14 protein-coding genes are annotated in these 17,201 nt (G+C 71.1%); 7 read left to right on the forward strand and 7 right to left on the reverse strand.

Features of this window, described 5'->3' with window-relative positions; genetic code table 11:
- Positions 1–142: 142 nt before the first annotated feature.
- Positions 143–2,092 (forward strand): PRD domain-containing protein, encoded by a 1,950-nt coding sequence (locus tag ABG085_RS05480; protein ID WP_347978415.1) that lies wholly within the window; start codon positions 143–145, stop codon positions 2,090–2,092.
- 139 nt (positions 2,093–2,231) lie between these two features.
- Here ABG085_RS05480 and ABG085_RS05485 read toward each other — a convergent pair whose 3' ends face one another.
- Positions 2,232–3,188 (reverse strand): hypothetical protein, encoded by a 957-nt coding sequence (locus tag ABG085_RS05485; protein WP_347978416.1) that lies wholly within the window; start codon positions 3,186–3,188, stop codon positions 2,232–2,234.
- Between the two features lie 279 nt (positions 3,189–3,467).
- Positions 3,468–4,052: a GNAT family protein gene (locus tag ABG085_RS05490; protein WP_347978417.1), complete on the reverse strand. Its 585-nt coding sequence runs from the start codon at positions 4,050–4,052 to the stop codon at positions 3,468–3,470.
- A 185-nt stretch (positions 4,053–4,237) separates the two neighbouring features.
- Between ABG085_RS05490 and ABG085_RS05495 the strand changes: the two genes are divergently transcribed.
- The 5 genes from ABG085_RS05495 (at position 4,238) to ABG085_RS05515 (ending at position 9,440) form a co-directional block, all read left to right on the forward strand.
- Positions 4,238–5,785: an ABC transporter substrate-binding protein gene (locus ABG085_RS05495; protein ID WP_347978418.1), complete on the forward strand. Its 1,548-nt coding sequence runs from the start codon at positions 4,238–4,240 to the stop codon at positions 5,783–5,785.
- A 73-nt stretch (positions 5,786–5,858) separates the two neighbouring features.
- Complete coding sequence (locus tag ABG085_RS05500) at positions 5,859–6,818, forward strand: ABC transporter permease (RefSeq protein WP_347978419.1); 960 nt, start codon at positions 5,859–5,861, stop codon at positions 6,816–6,818.
- Complete coding sequence (locus ABG085_RS05505) at positions 6,815–7,687, forward strand: ABC transporter permease (RefSeq protein WP_347978420.1); 873 nt, start codon at positions 6,815–6,817, stop codon at positions 7,685–7,687. The genes ABG085_RS05500 and ABG085_RS05505 overlap by 4 nt, the downstream gene beginning before the upstream one ends.
- Entirely contained in the window at positions 7,684–8,535 is an 852-nt protein-coding gene (locus ABG085_RS05510; protein WP_347978421.1) for an ABC transporter ATP-binding protein, read from the forward strand. The genes ABG085_RS05505 and ABG085_RS05510 overlap by 4 nt, the downstream gene beginning before the upstream one ends.
- Positions 8,532–9,440: an ATP-binding cassette domain-containing protein gene (locus tag ABG085_RS05515; protein WP_347978423.1), complete on the forward strand. Its 909-nt coding sequence runs from the start codon at positions 8,532–8,534 to the stop codon at positions 9,438–9,440. Before ABG085_RS05510 ends, ABG085_RS05515 begins: the two co-directional genes overlap by 4 nt.
- Positions 9,441–9,626: 186 nt before the next feature.
- Here the strand turns inward: ABG085_RS05515 and ABG085_RS05520 are convergent, their stop codons facing one another.
- Complete coding sequence (locus ABG085_RS05520; protein ID WP_347979282.1) at positions 9,627–11,747, reverse strand: phospho-sugar mutase; 2,121 nt, start codon at positions 11,745–11,747, stop codon at positions 9,627–9,629.
- Between the two features lie 35 nt (positions 11,748–11,782).
- Positions 11,783–12,616: a purine-nucleoside phosphorylase gene (locus tag ABG085_RS05525; protein WP_347978424.1), complete on the reverse strand. Its 834-nt coding sequence runs from the start codon at positions 12,614–12,616 to the stop codon at positions 11,783–11,785.
- A gap of 107 nt (positions 12,617–12,723) precedes the next feature.
- Here ABG085_RS05525 and ABG085_RS05530 point away from each other — a divergent pair, with 107 nt between their 5' ends.
- A complete protein-coding gene (locus tag ABG085_RS05530) occupies positions 12,724–14,181 on the forward strand; it encodes an NAD(P)H-quinone dehydrogenase (RefSeq protein WP_347978425.1) in 1,458 nt (485 codons plus the stop codon).
- Positions 14,182–14,247: 66 nt separating this feature from the next.
- Here the strand turns inward: ABG085_RS05530 and ABG085_RS05535 are convergent, their stop codons facing one another.
- The 3 genes from ABG085_RS05535 to ABG085_RS05545 all read right to left on the reverse strand — a co-directional run bounded on the left by ABG085_RS05535 (position 14,248) and on the right by ABG085_RS05545 (position 17,198).
- Complete coding sequence (locus ABG085_RS05535) at positions 14,248–14,544, reverse strand: hypothetical protein (RefSeq protein WP_347978426.1); 297 nt, start codon at positions 14,542–14,544, stop codon at positions 14,248–14,250.
- A gap of 42 nt (positions 14,545–14,586) precedes the next feature.
- Positions 14,587–16,353 carry a biotin carboxylase N-terminal domain-containing protein gene (locus tag ABG085_RS05540; RefSeq protein WP_347978427.1) on the reverse strand — a complete coding sequence of 589 codons (1,767 nt, stop codon included), beginning with the start codon at positions 16,351–16,353 and terminating at the stop codon, positions 14,587–14,589.
- A gap of 155 nt (positions 16,354–16,508) precedes the next feature.
- Complete coding sequence (locus ABG085_RS05545; RefSeq protein ID WP_347978428.1) at positions 16,509–17,198, reverse strand: Maf family protein; 690 nt, start codon at positions 17,196–17,198, stop codon at positions 16,509–16,511.
- Between the last annotated feature and the right edge of the window lie 3 nt (positions 17,199–17,201).

The raw sequence follows: 17,201 nt of genomic DNA on the forward strand, positions 1-17,201 counted from the left end.
GCCTCCTCAAGGGCCATTCTTGTGAGAACGCTGGGAGGGGACAACCACTCCTTCTTCCGCGGGGGAGGAAACGCCGCCATGCGGAGCACCGCGCAGCCGCCGTTCCCGCGCCGGAGCATGGCAGCCGTGGTTGACTGGGCAGGTGACCCGGGCCCGGCAGGATCGTGTGCTCGGACTGCTCCTGCGCGACGGCGACTGGGTGACCGCATCCGCCCTCGCGGACGCCCTCGGCGTCACCCCTCGCAGCATCCGGTCGTACGTGACCGCGGCGAACGCCCGCGTCGCCCCGGGGGTCGCGGTCGAGTCGGGTCCGCAGGGATACCGGGCCGGTTCCGAGGCCGCCGCCGCGCTCCGGGCGGGCAGCGACGCCGGCACGCCGCGCGACCGCCTGCACACGCTGGTGCGGGCGCTCCTCGACGCGGCCGACGGCATCGATGTGTTCGAGACCGCCGATACCCTGCACGTCTCGCCGGCGACACTCGACGCCGACCTCGCGCGGGTGCGTGGCCTGCTCGGCGGAACAGAGCTGACCCTCGAGCGCTCCGCATCGCGCGCCCGGCTGCGCGGCACCGAGGGTGCCCAGCGCCGGCTCCTCAGCAAACTCGCGCATGACGAGATGGATGCCGGATCCTTCGACCTCGCGGCCCTCCGGCGCACGCTCGGCGAGGGGTCGGTCGGTGCCCAGGCGTTCGGGCCGTTCAAGACCGAGCTCGTCGCGCGACTGGGGGAGCTGGGCTGGTTCGTCAACGAGTTCGGCATCGCCGACGTGGTCATGCACATCGCGATCGCGGCCGACCGCACCGCGCGGGACCGCCCGCTCGACGCCATCGGCACCGAGGGCGCTGCCGCCCGTGACCGGCCTACGCAGACCCAGGTGGCGGCGATCATCGCCGACCTGTCGGAGCGGCACCTCCAGGTGCACCTCGGCAGTGCCGACCTGCAGCATCTCGCCACCCTCGTGCTGACCCGGGTCGTCGCACCGGACGGGCTCGAGGGCGCGGCATCCGCCACCGCGCCGTCCACCCTCGATCCTGAGGTCGAGGCCGCGGTGCACGACGTCGTGACCGCCGCCGCCGAGGAATTCCTCGTCGACATCGCCCACGACGACTTCGTAGCGCGGCTGGCCCTGCACGTGCAGAACCTGCTGCACCGCGCCCGCGAGCAGGCCTGGTCGCGCAACCCGCTCACGCGGTCGCTCAAGTCGACGTACCCGATGATCTTCGAGGTGGCGGTCTTCATCGCGAGCCGCCTGCAGCAGCGCCTGGGCATCCCGCTGCCCGACGACGAGATCGCCTACATCGCGATGCACGTCGGCGGCCGCCTCGAGCGCAGCCGCCGCGCCGACCAGCTGCTGACCGCGACCATCGTGTGCCCGGGCTACTACGACCTGCACGAGTTGCTGCGCTCGAGCGTCGACCGCTCGCTCGGCCAGGCCATCGAGGTCGTCGGCGTCGAGACGCGCGTCGATCCGGACTGGGCGTCGATCGACACCGACCTGGTGCTGACGACCATCGATCCGCCCGTGACGAACGAGCGGATCGTCCGCATCCAGCCGTTCCTGACCGACACCGACGTCGAACGCGTGCAGGCGGCCGCGGGCCGCATCCGCCGCTCGCGGCGGCTGGCGCGGCTGCGGGCCGAGCTCGAGCGCTACTTCGAGCCGTCGGCCTTCCTGCGAGGGCTCGACGACGCGGCGGTCGCCGGCGAGGAGGGCGTGATCCGGACGCTCGGCGCGCTGCTCCTGGAGCGCGGTGTCATCGACGCCGAGTACATCGAGCGCACGATCGAGCGCGAGCGGCTCTCGTCCACGGCGTTCACCGATGCCCTGGCCGTGCCGCATGCGCTCGAGATGACGGCATCCCGCACCGCGATCGCCATCGGCATCGCCGACCCCTCGATCGCGTGGGGCGACGGGCGCGTGCAGGTCGTGGCCCTCGTCGCCTTCTCCGAGACCGACCGCGAGGCGTTCCAGACCGTGTTCGAGCAGTTCGTCGAGGTGTTCAGCGAGCGCGACAGCGTGCAGCGCATCGTCCGCCGCGGAACGGACTTCAACGCCTTCCTGGACGAGCTCGTCGCCGTCATCGACGGCTGACCCCATCGCATCCGCGGTTCTTCTCAGGTTCGGGGCGCATTTCCTCCGTCGGGGCGCAGAGTCTGCGCCCCAACGGAGAGAACGCGCCCCGAACCTGGTGAGTAGGGGCGAGCGGTCCGGTCCGTGGGCGGCGGCGGGCTCAGCACAGAGGGTGGATGCCGAACGCCGCGAGCCGTGCGCCCAGGTGGGCGGCCGTGCGCAGGTGCGGCCACCCCCAGCGGGCGAAGCGGCGCTGGGTCGTCCCGCGGATCCAGTCCTCTCGCTGCTTCTCTTCATCGAGTGCCTGCGACGACGTGCGCCCGTCGAGGAGTCGGCCGTTCACGTACTTGATCGCACCGTCGAACTCTCCGAGCGCGGCGATGTCCTCAAGGCCGAAGTCGACGAAGTAGGCCGTGTTCCGTGGTCCTGCCACCGCCACCTGCAGCTGAATTGCTCGGAACCCCAGGTCGTGCAGGCGGATGCGACTGATGCTCTCGCCCGGAAGCTGCGCACGCCCGTCGGCGAAATCGAGCACACGCCGTGCGCGCGTCTGCCCGTGCGCTGCTCGTCGCACGATCTCGAACACCCTCTGCCGGAAGTCCTCGGCGCCGTCGAAGTCGTACCGACCGGGGCCGGTGACGAACTGCTGGCGCAGCGCCGCGTCGGTGATGGTCACCCCCTGCTCGAAGGTGGTGGTGCGCGCGACATCGGCCACCGTGCGCAGGAGCGAGGTGACGCGCATGCCCTCCAGCACGACGACGTGGTCGTCGGGGAGTTCCCCGCGATGGCGTACGACCCCTGCGGCGGCACCAGGGCGCCCGGTGGCGGCGATCACATGGACGCGATCCCGGTCATCCGCGCGATACAGGGGCAGACCGTGCACAGCGGCCGCCGTCTCGTGGGACACGACCGGCGGGGTCGTTGAGACCGCCGTCAGTGCCTGGGCCCGTGCCACGGAGCGGGCTTCGGGTTTGGCTGCGTTCCACGCGTCGCCGCGCACGAACACCCCGGGCCGAACCTTGACCACTGATCCCGCACGAAGCGCGGCCGCCAGCCGGCGCGGGCTCATACCGAGCAGGACGAGATCGTGGTGACGGAGCAGGCGCATCGGTGGCATGCGTCGAGCCTGCTCACAGCCCGCGCGCGGTGCGGACTCCCGTGGCGCCGACCGTGGAGAAGCGGCCGACGAGCCGCGAATGGCCGGGGTCGGGAGGAGCGGGTGTTGCGGTGGCGGGGCGCAGCATCCGTCCCTCCTCTGGTTCGGGGCGCAAAATCTCAGTTGGGGCGGAGATTCTGCGCCCCAACGGAGAGAACGCGCCCCAAACCCGACAAGGTCCCGGGGGAGGGGCCGAGGAGGCGAGGAAGGGCCGGGCGGGACGGATGCCGGTGCGGCGGGTCAGCCGCGGGCGAGGCGCTCGGTGAGGCCGAGGCGCACCGCCGGCCACTCGTGGGGGAGGATCGAGAAGACCACGGTGTCGCGCAGCGTGCCGTCGGGCCCGAGGCGGTGGTTGCGCAGCACGCCGTCCTGTCGGGCACCGAGGCGGGCGATGGCCGCGCGCGACTGGAGGTTGTGCCAGTGGGTGCGAAACTCGACAGCGATCGCATCGCACGCCTCGAACGCATGGCCGAGCAGCAGCAGCTTCGACGCCGTGTTCACCGCGGTGCGCTGCGCCTCTCGTCCGATCCAGGTGTGGCCGATCTCGACGTGGCGGTTGGGCTGGTCGATGTTGCAGAAGGTGGTGGTCCCCACCACGCGTCCGGTGTCGAGGTTGCGCACCGCCCAGGGATTCATATGGCCCTCGTCGCGCCATGCCAGACGCCGCGCGATGTCGGCGCCGACCCCCTCGGCACGCGGCACCGAGGTGTACCAGGTGTGCTCGAGGCCGACGGCCGCCGCCGCGAGATCGGCTTCGTGCTCGGGCGCGAGCGGCTCGAGGCGCACGTACTCGTTCTCCAGCGCGATGGGCAGGGTGAGCAGCATGCTCCGAGCCTAGGGCTCGATGTGCATGTCACAGCGCCGACATACTTCGCAATTGTTCTGCCGATCGAAGCCTCGCTCGCACGGGCCGACCTAGGCTCGAACGGTGCGTTCATTCGGGCGCATGCACAGCGAAGAGGACTCGAACCACGATGAAGACCCAAGAGCTCGTAAAGACGAGACGGCGAGTGATCGCCCCCATCGCACTGGCACTGGCGGCGACCATCGGACTGGCCGCGTGCGCGCAGGGCGACGCGGCACCTGAGACGACCGGCGCCGAGGCGACCGGCCAGCTCACCTACGCGATCGCGAGCGACCCGACCTCGCTCAACCCGATCAATGTCGCCGACCGCTGGGGTCTGACCGTCACCAACCTCGTCTACTCGCCGCTCGCGCGGGTCGAGGGCGACGGCACGGTCGTGAACGAGCTGGCCGAGTCCATCGAGCCGGCCGATGACGGCCTGTCGGTCACGGTCACCCTCAAGGAGGACCTCAAGTGGTCCGACGGAGAGCCCCTGACCGCCGACGACGTCGTCTTCACCTACACGAACAAGGCGGTGCGTGAGAACGGCAACGCCGACCTGCTGTACGTCGGCGACCAGCCCATCACGGCCGAGGCGGCCGACGAGCGCACCGTCGTCTTCAACCTGCCGAGCGTGAGCGCGGCGGCCCTCAGCAACATCGCGACCGAGACGTACATCATCCCCGAGCACGTGTACGGCGACGTCACCGACTTCTCGGTGTCGGAGCTCGACCCGATCGCGGTCGGCTCGGGACCCTACAAGCTCACGGAGTACGAGCGCGGCCAGTACCTCACGTTCGAGGCGAACGAGAACTACTACGGCGAGGCGCCGAACATCCCCGAGGTCACGCTGCGGATCGTGGCCGACGCCGACACGGTCAAGACGGCGTTGCAGACCGGTGAGGTGGACGCCTCGTTCGCGACGCCCGCCCAGATCACCGAGCTCGAGGGCGCCGGCCTGAACGTCTACCCGTACGCAGAGGGACGCGTCGCCTACGTCGGCCTCAACGCCGCCAAGCTCACCGACCCGAAGGTGCGCCAGGCGATCTTCTTCGCCCTCGACCGCGAAGAGATCAACACCGGGGCGTTCCTGAGCGACGAGTACTACGAGAACGCGTACACGATCCTCCCGCCGAGCAACGCGTTCGCGACGGAGGACGTCGAGAAGTACGAGCAGGACACGGATGCCTCGGCGGCCCTCCTCGAAGAGGCCGGCGTCTCGGACCTCTCGATCACGCTGGCGTACGCCGGTGCAGATCCGGCGCAGACCACGGAGGCGACGCTCATCCAGCAGCAGCTGCAGGATGCCGGGATCACGGTCGAGCTCGCCGGCATCGAGCCCGCGGCGGTCTTCGAGGAGATCCAGAAGGGCGCCGAGTCGCAGTACGACGCATTCCTCGGCGGTTACATCATGGGTCAGGACCCCGACGCGTACAGCCTGCTGTACCGCACCGGCGCCTCGGCCAACTACTTCTCGTACTCGAACCCGGCCACGGACGCGCTGTTCGACCAGGGCGCCGTCGAGCTCGACCCCGAGGCCCGCGCGGCGGTCTACGCCGAGCTGCAGGCGCAGATCGCCGAGGACGCGGTGGTCTTCCCGCTCGCCGACAACCTCAAGATCCTCGCGGTGAACCCGCGGATCGGCGGCGTCGACGAGGCGAAGCTCGTGCCCATCTACACGCTGGAGAACTTCGGGCTGCTCACCGAGCAGTAAGGGACGAATGGATGCCGGCGGCCGAGGTTCGGCCGCCGGCATCCGTTTCATCGTCCGCCCGAAAGGAGAACCGATGGCGGTCTACATCCTGCGCCGTCTGCTGCAGGTCCTTCCGATGCTGCTGCTGGTGACGTTCGTCGTCTTCCTGCTGCTGCACGCGGCGCCGTACGACGTCGTCGACACGATCACGACGCCGCAGATGTCGGAGGAGACCCAGGCGGCGATACGCGCCCGCTACGGTCTCGACCAGCCCATCGTCGTGCAGTACGGGCTCTGGCTGGCCAACGTGGTGCAGGGCGATCTCGGCTACTCGCTGGTGAGCCGGCAACCCATCGCCGAGGAGCTGGCCGCCCGCATCCCGAACACGATCCTGCTCGTGGCTCCGGCCTACTTCGCCGCTCTTGTCATCGCCGTGGTGCTCGGCCTGATCGCCGGCTCCCGTCGCGGCACCCTCGTCGACAAGACGATCGACGGCATCGCCGGCATCGGCATCGCCACACCGTCATTCTGGTTCGCGCTGCTGGTCATCTACGTCTTCGGGTACCAGCTGCGGTGGTTCCCCATCATCGGCATGCACTCCGTGGGCAAGCAGGGCGACCCCGTCGACTTCCTCCTGCACTTCGTGATGCCGTTCCTGGTGCTCGTGGTGGCGTTCTTCCCCGAGCTCGCCCGCTACGTGCGGGCGGCCACGATCAGTCAGCTCTCGCAGGACTACGTGCTCGTGCAGCGCGGTTTCGGCGCTTCGCGTGGTCAGGTGCTCACGCGCCATGTCGGCCGCAACGTGATGCTTCCGATCATCACCCAGCTGGGCCTCGCCCTCCCGATCCTCGTGACCGGTGCCATCGTCACCGAGTCGATCTTCGGCTGGCCGGGGATCGGGCCGTACTTCCTGACCGCGACCCGCAGCCTCGACTACCCGGTCGTGCTCGCCGTGCTGCTGCTGTCGGCGGTGCTCGTGATCCTGGGCAACCTCATCGCCGACATCCTGTACGTGGTCGTCGACCCGCGCATCCGGATCGGAGGGGGCTCATGACCGCCACCACGCCCAACGTCGCCGCCGCCATCGATGCGACTGCCCTGGTGCACCGCACCCGCTCGTTCCGCTCGGTCGCGTCGCTGCTGGCGATCGCGTTCCTCGTCGTGGTCGGTGCCGTGTCGCTCCTCGCACCGCTGCTCCCGCTGGATCCGACCTCGACCGACCTTGCGATCCGCTGGCAGCCGCCGAGCGCCGCCCACTGGTTCGGCACCGACGAGCTCGGCCGCGACTATTTCTCGCGCGTCGTCTACGGCGGGCGCATCTCGCTGACCGTCGGCATCCTGGCGATGACGGCGGCCACCGCGATCGGCGTCGTCGTGGGTCTCGTCGCAGGATACGCCGGCGGGCGGATCGACGACCTCCTCATGCGGTTCGTCGACTTCCTGTCGTCGATCCCATGGATGGTGCTCGTGATCGTCGCCAGCGTGTTCCTCAAGCCGGGGCTCTGGACCATCATCTTCGTGATCGGCGTGTTCTCGTGGATGGCGACGGCCCGCCTCGTGCGCGCCGAGACGCTGACCCTGCGGGAGCGCGCGTTCGTGCGGTACGCCCGCTACATCGGCGTACGACGCGAGCTCGTGATGTGGCGGCACGTGGTGCCCGATGCCGCGCCGACGATCATCGTCGCCGCGACGGCCAGCATCTCGACCGCGATCCTCACCGAGTCGGCGCTGAGCTTCCTCGGCCTCGGCATCCAGCCGCCGATGGCGTCGTGGGGGAGTCTCCTCGAATCGGCACAGGGCAGCCTGCAGACCGCGCCGTACCTGGCGCTGATCCCCGGCATCCTGATCCTGCTCACGGTGCTGTCGTTCAACGTCCTCGGCGATGCCCTGCGGCAATCGGTCAGCGAAGGAGGAGCGGCATGACGGTCCCCGATCCCGCGACCGCGCCGACGGGTGCCCACGGCGCAGCCGACGACGTGCTGCTGAGCGTCGAGGGGCTCGACGTCGATCTGCCCGGCCGCACCGGCGGCCGCGTCCGCGTCCTCGACGACGTCTCGTTCGCGGTGCCGCGCGGCCGCGTCGTCGGGATCGTCGGCGAGTCCGGCTCGGGCAAGACGATGCTGCTGCGCGCGCTCCTCGGCATCCTTCCCGACGGCGCGACGCGCGGGTGGCGGCGCGTCGTCCTCGACGGCCGTGACATCACCGCCGCGGCGTCGAGCGAGCGGCTGCCGGCGGCGATGGTCTTCCAGGACCCGATGACCTCGTTCAATCCGCTCGTGCGGATCGGTGCGCATCTGGTCGAGGTCGCGCGGCGATTCCAGCGGGTCGGGCGCCGCCAAGCGACGGCGCTCGCGCGCGAGGCGCTCGTCGCGGTGCGCATCCCCGACCCCGACCGCGTGCTCTCGCGCTACCCGCACGAGCTGTCGGGCGGCATGCGCCAGCGCGCGATGATCGCGATGGCGCTTCTCGCGCAGCCGGAGCTGCTCCTCGCGGACGAGCCGACGACGGCGCTGGATGCCACGATCCAGGCGCAGATCCTCGCGCTGCTGCGCGCGCTGCAGGCCGAGCGCGCGCTGACCGTGCTCATCGTGACGCACGACCTGGCCGTCGTCGCCGCCGTGTGCGACGACGTGCTCGTGATGAAGGACGGCCGCATCGTCGAGTCGGGCGACGTGGATCGCGTCTTCCGCGAGCCGCAGCATCCGTACACCCGAGAGCTGCTGGATGCCGCACCGGGCGGACCGTCGACGCTCGGGGAGGAGGACGCATGAGCGCGCACATGACAGACGACCTCGTGCGGGTCGACGGGCTCGTCAAGACCTTCCCCGTTCGCAACGCGTGGGGTCGCACGACCGGGACGGTCCGGGCCGTCGACGGCGTCGACCTCACCATCCGCCGCGGCGAGACCCTCGCCCTGGTGGGGGAGTCGGGAAGCGGCAAGTCGACGCTCGGGCGCAGCATCCTGCAGATGGAAGAGCCGACGAGCGGCACCGTCACGTACGACGGCGTCGACCTCACCTCACTCCCGCGCGCCCGCCGAGCGCCGTACCACCGATCGATGCAGGTCATCTTCCAGGACCCGTTCTCGTCGCTGAACCCGCACCGCACCGCGCTGCAGAACGTCATGGAGCCGCTCACCGTGCTCGCCCCCGACGCCGACCCTCGCGCGCAGGCGATCGAGGCGCTCGCCGCGGTGGGGATCGACGGGGATGCCGTCCACCGGCGCCCGCGCGCGTTCTCGGGAGGTCAGCGCCAGCGCATCGTGATCGCGCGCGCCATCGCCGTGCGCCCCGGGTTCGTCGTGTGCGACGAGCCGCTCTCGGCCCTCGACATGTCGATCCAGGCGCAGGTCACCGAGCTGCTGCTGCGGCTGCAGCGGGAGCTGGCGCTCACCTACCTCTTCATCTCGCACGACCTCTCCGTCGTGCGCGAGATCGCCACGCGCACCGCGGTCATGAACCGCGGGCGCGTGGTCGAGCTCGGGCCGACGGCGGAGGTCTTCGCGTCGCCGCAGCACGCCTACACGCGCCATCTGCTCGATGCCGCGCTGTCGACCGACCCGGCGCAGGCACGGCGCCGGCTGGAGCGCATCTCGACGCGACCCGAGCCGGTCGGCCTCGAGCCCGACGGCACCGAGCTCGCCGAGGTCTCACCCGGTCACTTCGTCCTCCGCTGACTCCTCCCGCGCGGTCGTCGGGCGTGTTTCGTCTCGCTTCGCTCGCTCAACGACCGGGGGTGAAGTTCCGGGTCGTTGAGCGAGGGAGCGCAGGCGACCGAGACGAAACGCGCTGAAGTCTTCGTGATCGTCAGCGGCGTTTCGTCTCGCTCGTTCCTCGCTCGCTCAACGACCGGAGTCGGCGCGTCAGCCGCCGTACTCGGCGAGGAGTGCCCGGGCGCCGTCCGCGAGCGCCCCGATGCGTGCCCCGGCGTCGTCGCGAGACTCGCCGCGCACGTCGAGGTACAGCTTGAGCTTCGGCTCGGTGCCGCTCGGGCGCACGACGACGCGCGAGCCGTCGGCGAGCCACAGCCGCAGCACGTCGCCGGGCGGCAGGTCATCGACGCCTTCTTGCAGGTCGTCGACGCGATCGACCGCGACCTGTCCGACGGATTCCGGATGCCGCGCCCGGAGCGCGGCCATGATGCCCGAGATCTGCGACACGTCGTCGACGCGGATCGAGATCTGGTCGCTCGCGAAGGCGCCGAACTGCTCTTCGAACTCGGCGAGGAGGTCGGCGAGCGTCGCGCCCCGGCCGCGCGCCTCGGTCACCATGCCGAGCATCGCGACCGCCGCAGAGATGCCGTCCTTGTCGCGCACGGTGCCGGGGTTCACGAGGTAGCCGAGCGCCTCCTCGAACCCGAACACGAGGCCGGGAGCGCGAGAGATCCACTTGAAGCCCGTGAGCGTCGCGTGGAAGCCGAGCCCGTAGTGCTCCGCGACGGTCTGCAGGCCGGGCGAGGAGACCAGCGAGCAGGCGAGAGACGCACCCTCGGGCGTCGCGCCGCCGGCAGTCGCAAGCTGCGCCGCTCGCCAGCCCAGCAGCAGCCCGACTTCGTTGCCGGTCAAACGCCGCCAGCCGCCCTCGGCCGACTCGTCGGGCAGGGCGACCGCGAGCCGGTCGGCGTCGGGGTCATTGGCGATCACCAGCTCCGCGCCGGCCTCGCGCGCGGCTTCGAAGGCGAGGTCCATCGCGCCGGGTTCCTCGGGATTCGGGAACGCCACGGTCGGGAACTCGCCGTCGGGCTCCAGCTGCGCCGGCACCGGCACCGGTGCGGGGTAGCCGGCCGCGTCGAGGATGCGCGACAGGGTCTCCCACCCGACGCCGTGCATCGCGGTGTACACCCAAGTCAGGCCGTCCGCGCCGGCGGGAGCCGGAGCGACGGCCGCGGTGGCCGCGACGTACTCGTCGACGACGCCCTCGGTGGCCAGCTCGAAGGCGAGCGAGCGGGGGAGCGTGCTGATGTCGGCGCCCTCGGCGACCCGGGCGATGTGCGCCGCGATGTCCGCGTCGGCCGGCGACACGATCTGCGAGCCGTCGTCGTCTCCGCCGAGGTACACCTTGTAGCCGTTGTCGGCCGGCGGGTTGTGGCTCGCCGTGACCATGACACCGGCGGCGGCGCCGAAGTGGCGGACCGCGAACGCCAGCACCGGCGTCGGCAGCAGGCGCGGGAGGAGGATCGCGCGCAGCCCCGCGCCGGCGAAGATCTCGGCAGAGTCGCGGGCGAACACGTCGGAGTTGCGGCGCCCGTCGTACCCGATGACGACGATCGGCGCATCGTCGAGGATCCCGGGAACCTCCGGACCCTCCGCCTCGAGCGCGTCCGCCGAGGGTGCGTCGGTGAGCTCGGGCGCGTCCGGCAGATCGGAGGCCGCGTGCTGAGCCCCGTCCGTCGCCGGCGATCCGCCCTCGGTGCCTGCACCCCCGTCGGCTGACTCCGTCGTCGGCACGGCGACATCCGGGTCGGACGACGCATCGTGTGCCGCGGCGCCGGGCTCGGCATCCGTGCCGGCGTCCGGGCCCTCCCCAGGCGTCTCGGCTCGCGCCGCATCCGCCGTACCGGGCTCCGCCTCGGCATCCGCCGCACCAGCCTCAGCTTCGGCGTCTGTCGCACCCTCGCCCGGCGCTTCCGCGCGTGCATCCGCGTCCGGCGCTTCTGCGCCCAACGGAGGCAGCCCGGCCTGCTCGCGCACGTAGGCGGCCAGCCCCGCGGCGGCCTGGGCGACCAGGACGCGGTTCATGCGGTTGCTGCCGGCGCCCAGCGCGCCTCGGAGCCCGGCGGTGCCGAACGCGAGCCGCGTCGAGAATCGGTCTTCGAGTTCGTCCGCGGCGAGCTGGTCGCCGGCCTCGGCGGCCTCGATCAGAGCACGCAGCTCGGTGCGGGTCTCGCCGTCGGGGTCCTGCGCGAGCCACGCGCGCGCGCGTTCGAGGATGTCGGCGGCGGCGTCCGAGCCCGCCGGGACCTTGTCGGGTGCCGGCTCCTGCACGTCGGGGCTGGCTGCCGGCACCTCCTCCGCGCCGTTCACAGCGCGCCGATCACGCGCGCGAGGAGCGACGAGATGACCGGCTCGGCCTCGCGGCCGGCGTCGAGCACCTCCTGGTGGCTGAGGGGAGTCTTCTGGATGCCGGCGGCCATGTTCGTGATGAGCGAGAAGCCGAGGATCTCCATGCCGGCCTGGCGTGCGGCGATCGCCTCGAGAGCGGTCGACATGCCGACGATGTGCCCGCCGATCGCCTTCGCCATCTGCACCTCGGCCGGAGTCTCGTACTGCGGCCCCCGGAACTGGCAGTAGACGCCCTCGTCGAGGCTCGGGTCGATGGAGCGCGCGAGGTCGCGCAGGCGGAGCGAGTAGAGGTCGGTGAGGTCGATGAACGTCGCGCCCTCGAGCGGCGAGTCGCCGGTGAGGTTGATGTGGTCGCTGATCAGCACGGGTCGCCCCGGCGTCCACGTGTGCTTGATGCCGCCCGCGCCGTTGGTGAGCACCATCGTGCGCGCCCCCGCGGCGGCCGCGGTGCGCACGCTGTGCACGACCCGGCGCACGCCGTAGCCCTCGTAGTAGTGGGTGCGGGCGCCGATCACCAGCACGCGGCGGCCCTTCGGCGTGACGATGCTGCGCAGGGTGCCGACATGACCGCTGAGCGCCGGAGCGCTGAAGCCCGTCACCTGGGTGGCGGGGAATGTCGCCGTCGTCTCGCCGAGCAGCTCCGCGGCCTTGCCCCAGCCGCTGCCGAGGGTCAGCGCGATGTCGTGGCGCTCGACGCGGGTGATGCGGGCGATGTCCTCCGCGGCGGCGGCGGCGACCGCGAAGGGGTCGGCCGTGGGGTCGTCGAGAGGATTGCCGGTGGTGTCTGACATGCCACCACTTTAGGAACCCCCGGGTCCAAGAGCCAGCGCGGGCGCTTCCGCCCCGCAGCCGGGAGTGTCGCCGGATGTGTCGTGGTGGCGTCGTCCGGCAGGGAAGAATGGAATCCATGTCGATCAGCTTCGAGACCACCCAGAGCGTCGCGATCCTCGGCGGCGGCCCCGGAGGCTACGAAGCGGCGCTGGCCGCCGCCCAGCTCGGAGCCGAGGTGACGGTGGTCGAGCGAGCCGGCATCGGCGGCTCTGCGGTCATCACCGACGTCGTTCCGTCGAAGTCGCTCATCGCGACCGCCGACGCGGCCGTCGCGATCGCCGGCGCCGGCGACCTGGGCGTGCAGCTGTTCGCCAAGGGCAAGGACGGCAAGCCGCTGAAGCCCGAGATCGCGATCAACCTGAGCGCCGTCAACAAGCGCCTCCTCACCCTTGCGCGGCAGCAGTCCGACGACATGCGCGCCTCCCTGGTCGAGGCGGGCGTCCGCATCATCTCCGGCCACGGGCGGCTCGAGGGCGACCACGCCGTCGTGGTATCGACCGGCCCCGGCGGCACGGACTTCGACCGCATCGAGGCCGACACGCTCGTCGTCTCCACCGGCTCCTCGCCGCGCGAGCTGGCGAGCGCCAAGCCCGACGGCGAGCGCATCCTCACCTGGACGCAGCTGTACAACATGAGCGCGCTGCCTGAGCACCTCATCGTCGTGGGATCGGGTGTGACCGGCGCCGAGTTCGCCGGCGCGTACATGAACCTGGGCGCCAAGGTCACGCTGGTGTCCAGCCGGGACCAGGTTCTTCCGGGCGAGGACAAGGATGCCGCGGCCGTCCTGGAGCGCGTCTTCAAGCGCGGCGGCATGAAGCTGCTGTCGAAGTCGCGGGCCGCGAAGGTCGAGAACACCGGCGACCAGGTCGTGGTGACCCTGTCGGACGGCCGCACCGTCGAAGGCAGCCACTGCCTCATGGCCGTCGGCTCGGTGCCGAACACCGCGGGCATCGGCCTCGAAGAGGCGGGCATCCAGATGACCGAGTCGGGCAACATCCAGGTCAACCGCGTGGCACGCACGTCGGTGCCCAACATCTACGCCGCCGGCGACTGCACCTCCTTCGTGCCGCTCGCCTCGGTCGCCTCGATGCAGGGCCGCACGGCCATCTTCCACGCGCTGGGCGACGTCGTCATCCCGCTCGAGCACCGCCGCATCACATCGAACATCTTCACCGCCCCCGAGATCGCGACGATCGGCTGGCAGGAGAAGGACATCGAGGACGGCCACATCAACGGCGTCGTGCACAAGCTGCCGCTCGCGGCCAACCCGCGCGCCAAGATGATGGGCATCAAGGACGGCTTCGTGAAGATCATCGCCCGCGAGGGCAGCGGCACCGTCATCGGTGGCGTCATCGTCGCCCCGCGCGCCTCGGAGCTCATCTACCCGATCGCGATCGCGGTCGAGCGCCGCCTCACCGTCGACCAGGTCTCGCGCGTCTTCGCGGTCTACCCGTCGCTGTCGGGCAGCATCACGGACGCCGCCCGCGCCATGCACGTCGTCGACCACAACGTCTACGGCGGCTGACCTCGAGCGGTCCCCGAGCCTGTCGAAGGACGGATGCCGCGGCCTGCGGCATCCGTCTTCGTCTCGCTAATCGAGTCCGGTGCTGGCGGCCCAGAGCTCTGCGGCACGGTGCGCGCCCGCGTCGACGAGTGCGCGCAGCTCGGGCCGGTCGGGCATCGCGAAGGACACGTACGCTCCCCGCCCACCCGCGACCGGGCGGCCGTAGGCCTTGACCGCCAGGCTGTGGTCCGGCAGCAGCCGCACCGTCAGGGTCTGCAGCTCGAACTCCTCGCCGCGCCGGGTGTCGTGCCAGCGCAGCTCGGGCGGGATCACGACGTTGATCGCCGCCGCAGACACTTCGGGAGAGGGGGGTGAGGCATCCATGCCGCCATCCTGCCCCGGGCACGTGCCCGGGGGGAACGGGCGTCAGGAGATCGTCAGGAGCTGGTGACCGGCCGACACCGTCGTGCCGGGGTTCGCGTTGATCGCACCGATGACGCCGTCCTTGTGCGCCTGGATCGGCTGCTCCATCTTCATCGCCTCGAGCACCACCACGAGGTCGCCCTTGACGACCTGCTGGCCCTCCTCGACGGCGAGCTTGACGATCGTCGCCTGCATCGGGGACTTGACCGCGTCGCCCGAGGCGCCGGCCACGACCGTCGGAGCGTGCGAACGCCGCGACGGCGGCACGGCGGCGGGACGCCCCGCGACACCGGGCGCGGCGACCACGCGGTCGGGAAGGCTCACTTCGAGGCGCTTGCCGGCGACCTCGACGACGACGGTGTGCCGCGCCTCTGCCGGCGCCGGGGCGTCGAGCTCGCCGTCCCACGGCGGGATGTCGTTCACGAACTCGGTCTCGATCCAGCGCGTGTACACGCCGAATCGGCCGTCCTCGGCGGTGAATGCGGGGTCGCGCACGACCGCGCGGTGGAACGGGAGGACGGTGGGGAGCCCCGAGACCTCGAACTCGTCGAGGGCCCGGCGCGAGCGCTCGAGCGCCTCGGCGCGGTCGCGGCCGGTGACGATGATCTTCGCGAGCAGTGAGTCGAACGCCCCCGACACGCTGTCGCCCGCGGTGACGCCGGAGTCGAGACGGATGCCGGGACCGCCGAACGTCTTGAACACGTGGATCGGCCCGGGCTGGGGGAGGAACCCGCGGCCCGGGTCTTCGCCGTTGATGCGGAACTCGATCGAGTGGCCCTCGGGCTTCGGGTCGTCGTAGCCGAGCTCGGCGCCCTCGGCGAGGCGGAACTGCTCGCGCACCAGGTCGATGCCGGTCACTTCCTCCGACACCGGGTGCTCCACCTGAAGGCGCGTGTTCACCTCGAGGAACGAGATGGTGCCGTCCGCGCCGATCAGGAACTCGCAGGTCCCCGCGCCGACGTATCGCACTTCGCGCAGGATCGCCTTCGACGAGTCGTAGAGGATCCGGTTCTGCTCGTCGGAGAGGAACGGCGCCGGCGCCTCTTCCACCAGCTTCTGGTGACGGCGCTGCAGCGAGCAGTCGCGCGTGGAGACGACGACGACGTTGCCGGCGGCATCCGCGAGGCACTGCGTCTCGACGTGACGCGGCTGGTCGAGGTACTTCTCGACGAAGCACTCCCCACGACCGAAGGCGGTGATCGCCTCGCGCGTCGCGGATTCGAACATCTCGGGCACCTCGTCGATGGTGCGTGCGACCTTGAGGCCTCGCCCGCCGCCGCCGTACGCCGCCTTGATGGCGATGGGAAGGCCCACCTGCTCGGCGAACGCGACGACCTCGTCGGCGCCCGCGACGGGCCCGGGAGTGCCCGGTGCGAGGGGGGCTCCGACCTTCTCGGCGACCGCACGGGCGGTCACCTTGTCGCCGAGGGCCTCGATCGCTTCGGGCGAGGGGCCGATCCACACGAGCCCCGCCGCGATCACGGCGCGGGCGAAGCCGGCGTTCTCGGCGAGGAATCCGTAGCCCGGGTGCACGGCGTCGGCGCCCGAGCGGCGCGCGACCGAGAGGATCTTGTCGATCGACAGGTACGTCTCGGCGCTGGTCGAGCCGTCCAGGGCGTACGCCTCGTCGGCGAGGCGGGTGTGCAGGGCGTCGCGGTCCTGGTCGGCGTAGACGGCGACAGACGACTTCCCGGCATCGCGGGCGGCGCGTATGACGCGGACGGCGATCTCGCCGCGGTTGGCAATGAGAACCTTGGCGATCTGGGGCATGGATGCCAGCCTACCGACGGCATCCCGGCTGCTTTTGAGCGGTTCATACAAGAACCGATCAGAAACGTGGGATTCCTACTACAAGCCCGGTCGGCCATCGGAGGCGGCACCGTGACGGCGGTCCCGCCGGCGTGCGCTCTCCCACACGAGGGTCGTCAGAGCGTGGGCGGCTCGGTGTCCGACGGCCGGAGCGACGGATCGGTGACGTTCCACAGCGACGCCCAGTCGACCCCGACCTCGCGCACCAGCCGGCGCAGCGTCGACACCGACATGCCGACCACCGTCGAGGGGTCCCCTTCGACGCGCTCGATGAACGCGCCGCCCAGGCTGTCGACGGTGAAGGCTCCGGCCACGTGCAGCGGTTCGCCGGTCGCGACATACGCCTCGATCTCGGCATCCGTCACGTCCTCGACGAACGAGACGGATGCCGCAGCCGTCCCGTGCACCTCGCGCGGGGGCGCGCCCGGCTCGATGCGCACGACGGCGTGGCCCGAATGCAGCACGCCGGTGCGACCGCGCATCGCCTGCCACCGGGCGACGGCGTTCTCGGCGGTGTAGGGCTTACCGAGCACCTCGCCGTCGAGCTCGAACATCGAGTCGCCGCCGATGACGATGCCGTCGAAGTCGGGGATGTCGTCGCGCAGCCGCGCCGCCACATCGGCGGCCTTCCGCCGAGCGAGCAGCAGCACATGCTCGTCGGGCTCCAGGACGCGGCCCTCGGCCGCCTCGACCGCGGCGATGACTTCCTCTTCGTCGACGTCGGGGGCGATGGTGAGGGGACGGATGCCGAACTGCGCCAGCAGCATGAGCCGGGCGGGCGAGGTCGAGGCGAGGCAGACGCGCATGCC

Origin of the sequence: Microbacterium sp. ProA8 (genome assembly GCF_039905635.1) — a bacterium.
GTDB classification, from domain to species: Bacteria; Actinomycetota; Actinomycetes; order Actinomycetales; family Microbacteriaceae; genus Microbacterium; species Microbacterium chionoecetis.

Bases quoted from the DNA above. Each gene is read 5' to 3' on its own strand.
- ABG085_RS05485 (WP_347978416.1), bottom strand. From the start codon at position 3,188: ATGCCACCGATGCGCCTGCTCCGTCACCACGATCTCGTCCTGCTCGGT.
- ABG085_RS05490 (WP_347978417.1), bottom strand. From the start codon at position 4,052: ATGCTGCTCACCCTGCCCATCGCGCTGGAGAACGAGTACGTGCGCCTC.
- ABG085_RS05500 (WP_347978419.1), top strand. From the start codon at position 5,859: ATGGCGGTCTACATCCTGCGCCGTCTGCTGCAGGTCCTTCCGATGCTG.
- ABG085_RS05505 (WP_347978420.1), top strand. From the start codon at position 6,815: ATGACCGCCACCACGCCCAACGTCGCCGCCGCCATCGATGCGACTGCC.
- ABG085_RS05510 (WP_347978421.1), top strand. From the start codon at position 7,684: ATGACGGTCCCCGATCCCGCGACCGCGCCGACGGGTGCCCACGGCGCA.
- ABG085_RS05515 (WP_347978423.1), top strand. From the start codon at position 8,532: ATGAGCGCGCACATGACAGACGACCTCGTGCGGGTCGACGGGCTCGTC.
- ABG085_RS05525 (WP_347978424.1), bottom strand. From the start codon at position 12,616: ATGTCAGACACCACCGGCAATCCTCTCGACGACCCCACGGCCGACCCC.
- ABG085_RS05530 (WP_347978425.1), top strand. From the start codon at position 12,724: ATGGAATCCATGTCGATCAGCTTCGAGACCACCCAGAGCGTCGCGATC.
- ABG085_RS05535 (WP_347978426.1), bottom strand. From the start codon at position 14,544: ATGGATGCCTCACCCCCCTCTCCCGAAGTGTCTGCGGCGGCGATCAAC.
- ABG085_RS05540 (WP_347978427.1), bottom strand. From the start codon at position 16,353: ATGCCCCAGATCGCCAAGGTTCTCATTGCCAACCGCGGCGAGATCGCC.
- ABG085_RS05545 (WP_347978428.1), bottom strand. From the start codon at position 17,198: ATGCGCGTCTGCCTCGCCTCGACCTCGCCCGCCCGGCTCATGCTGCTG.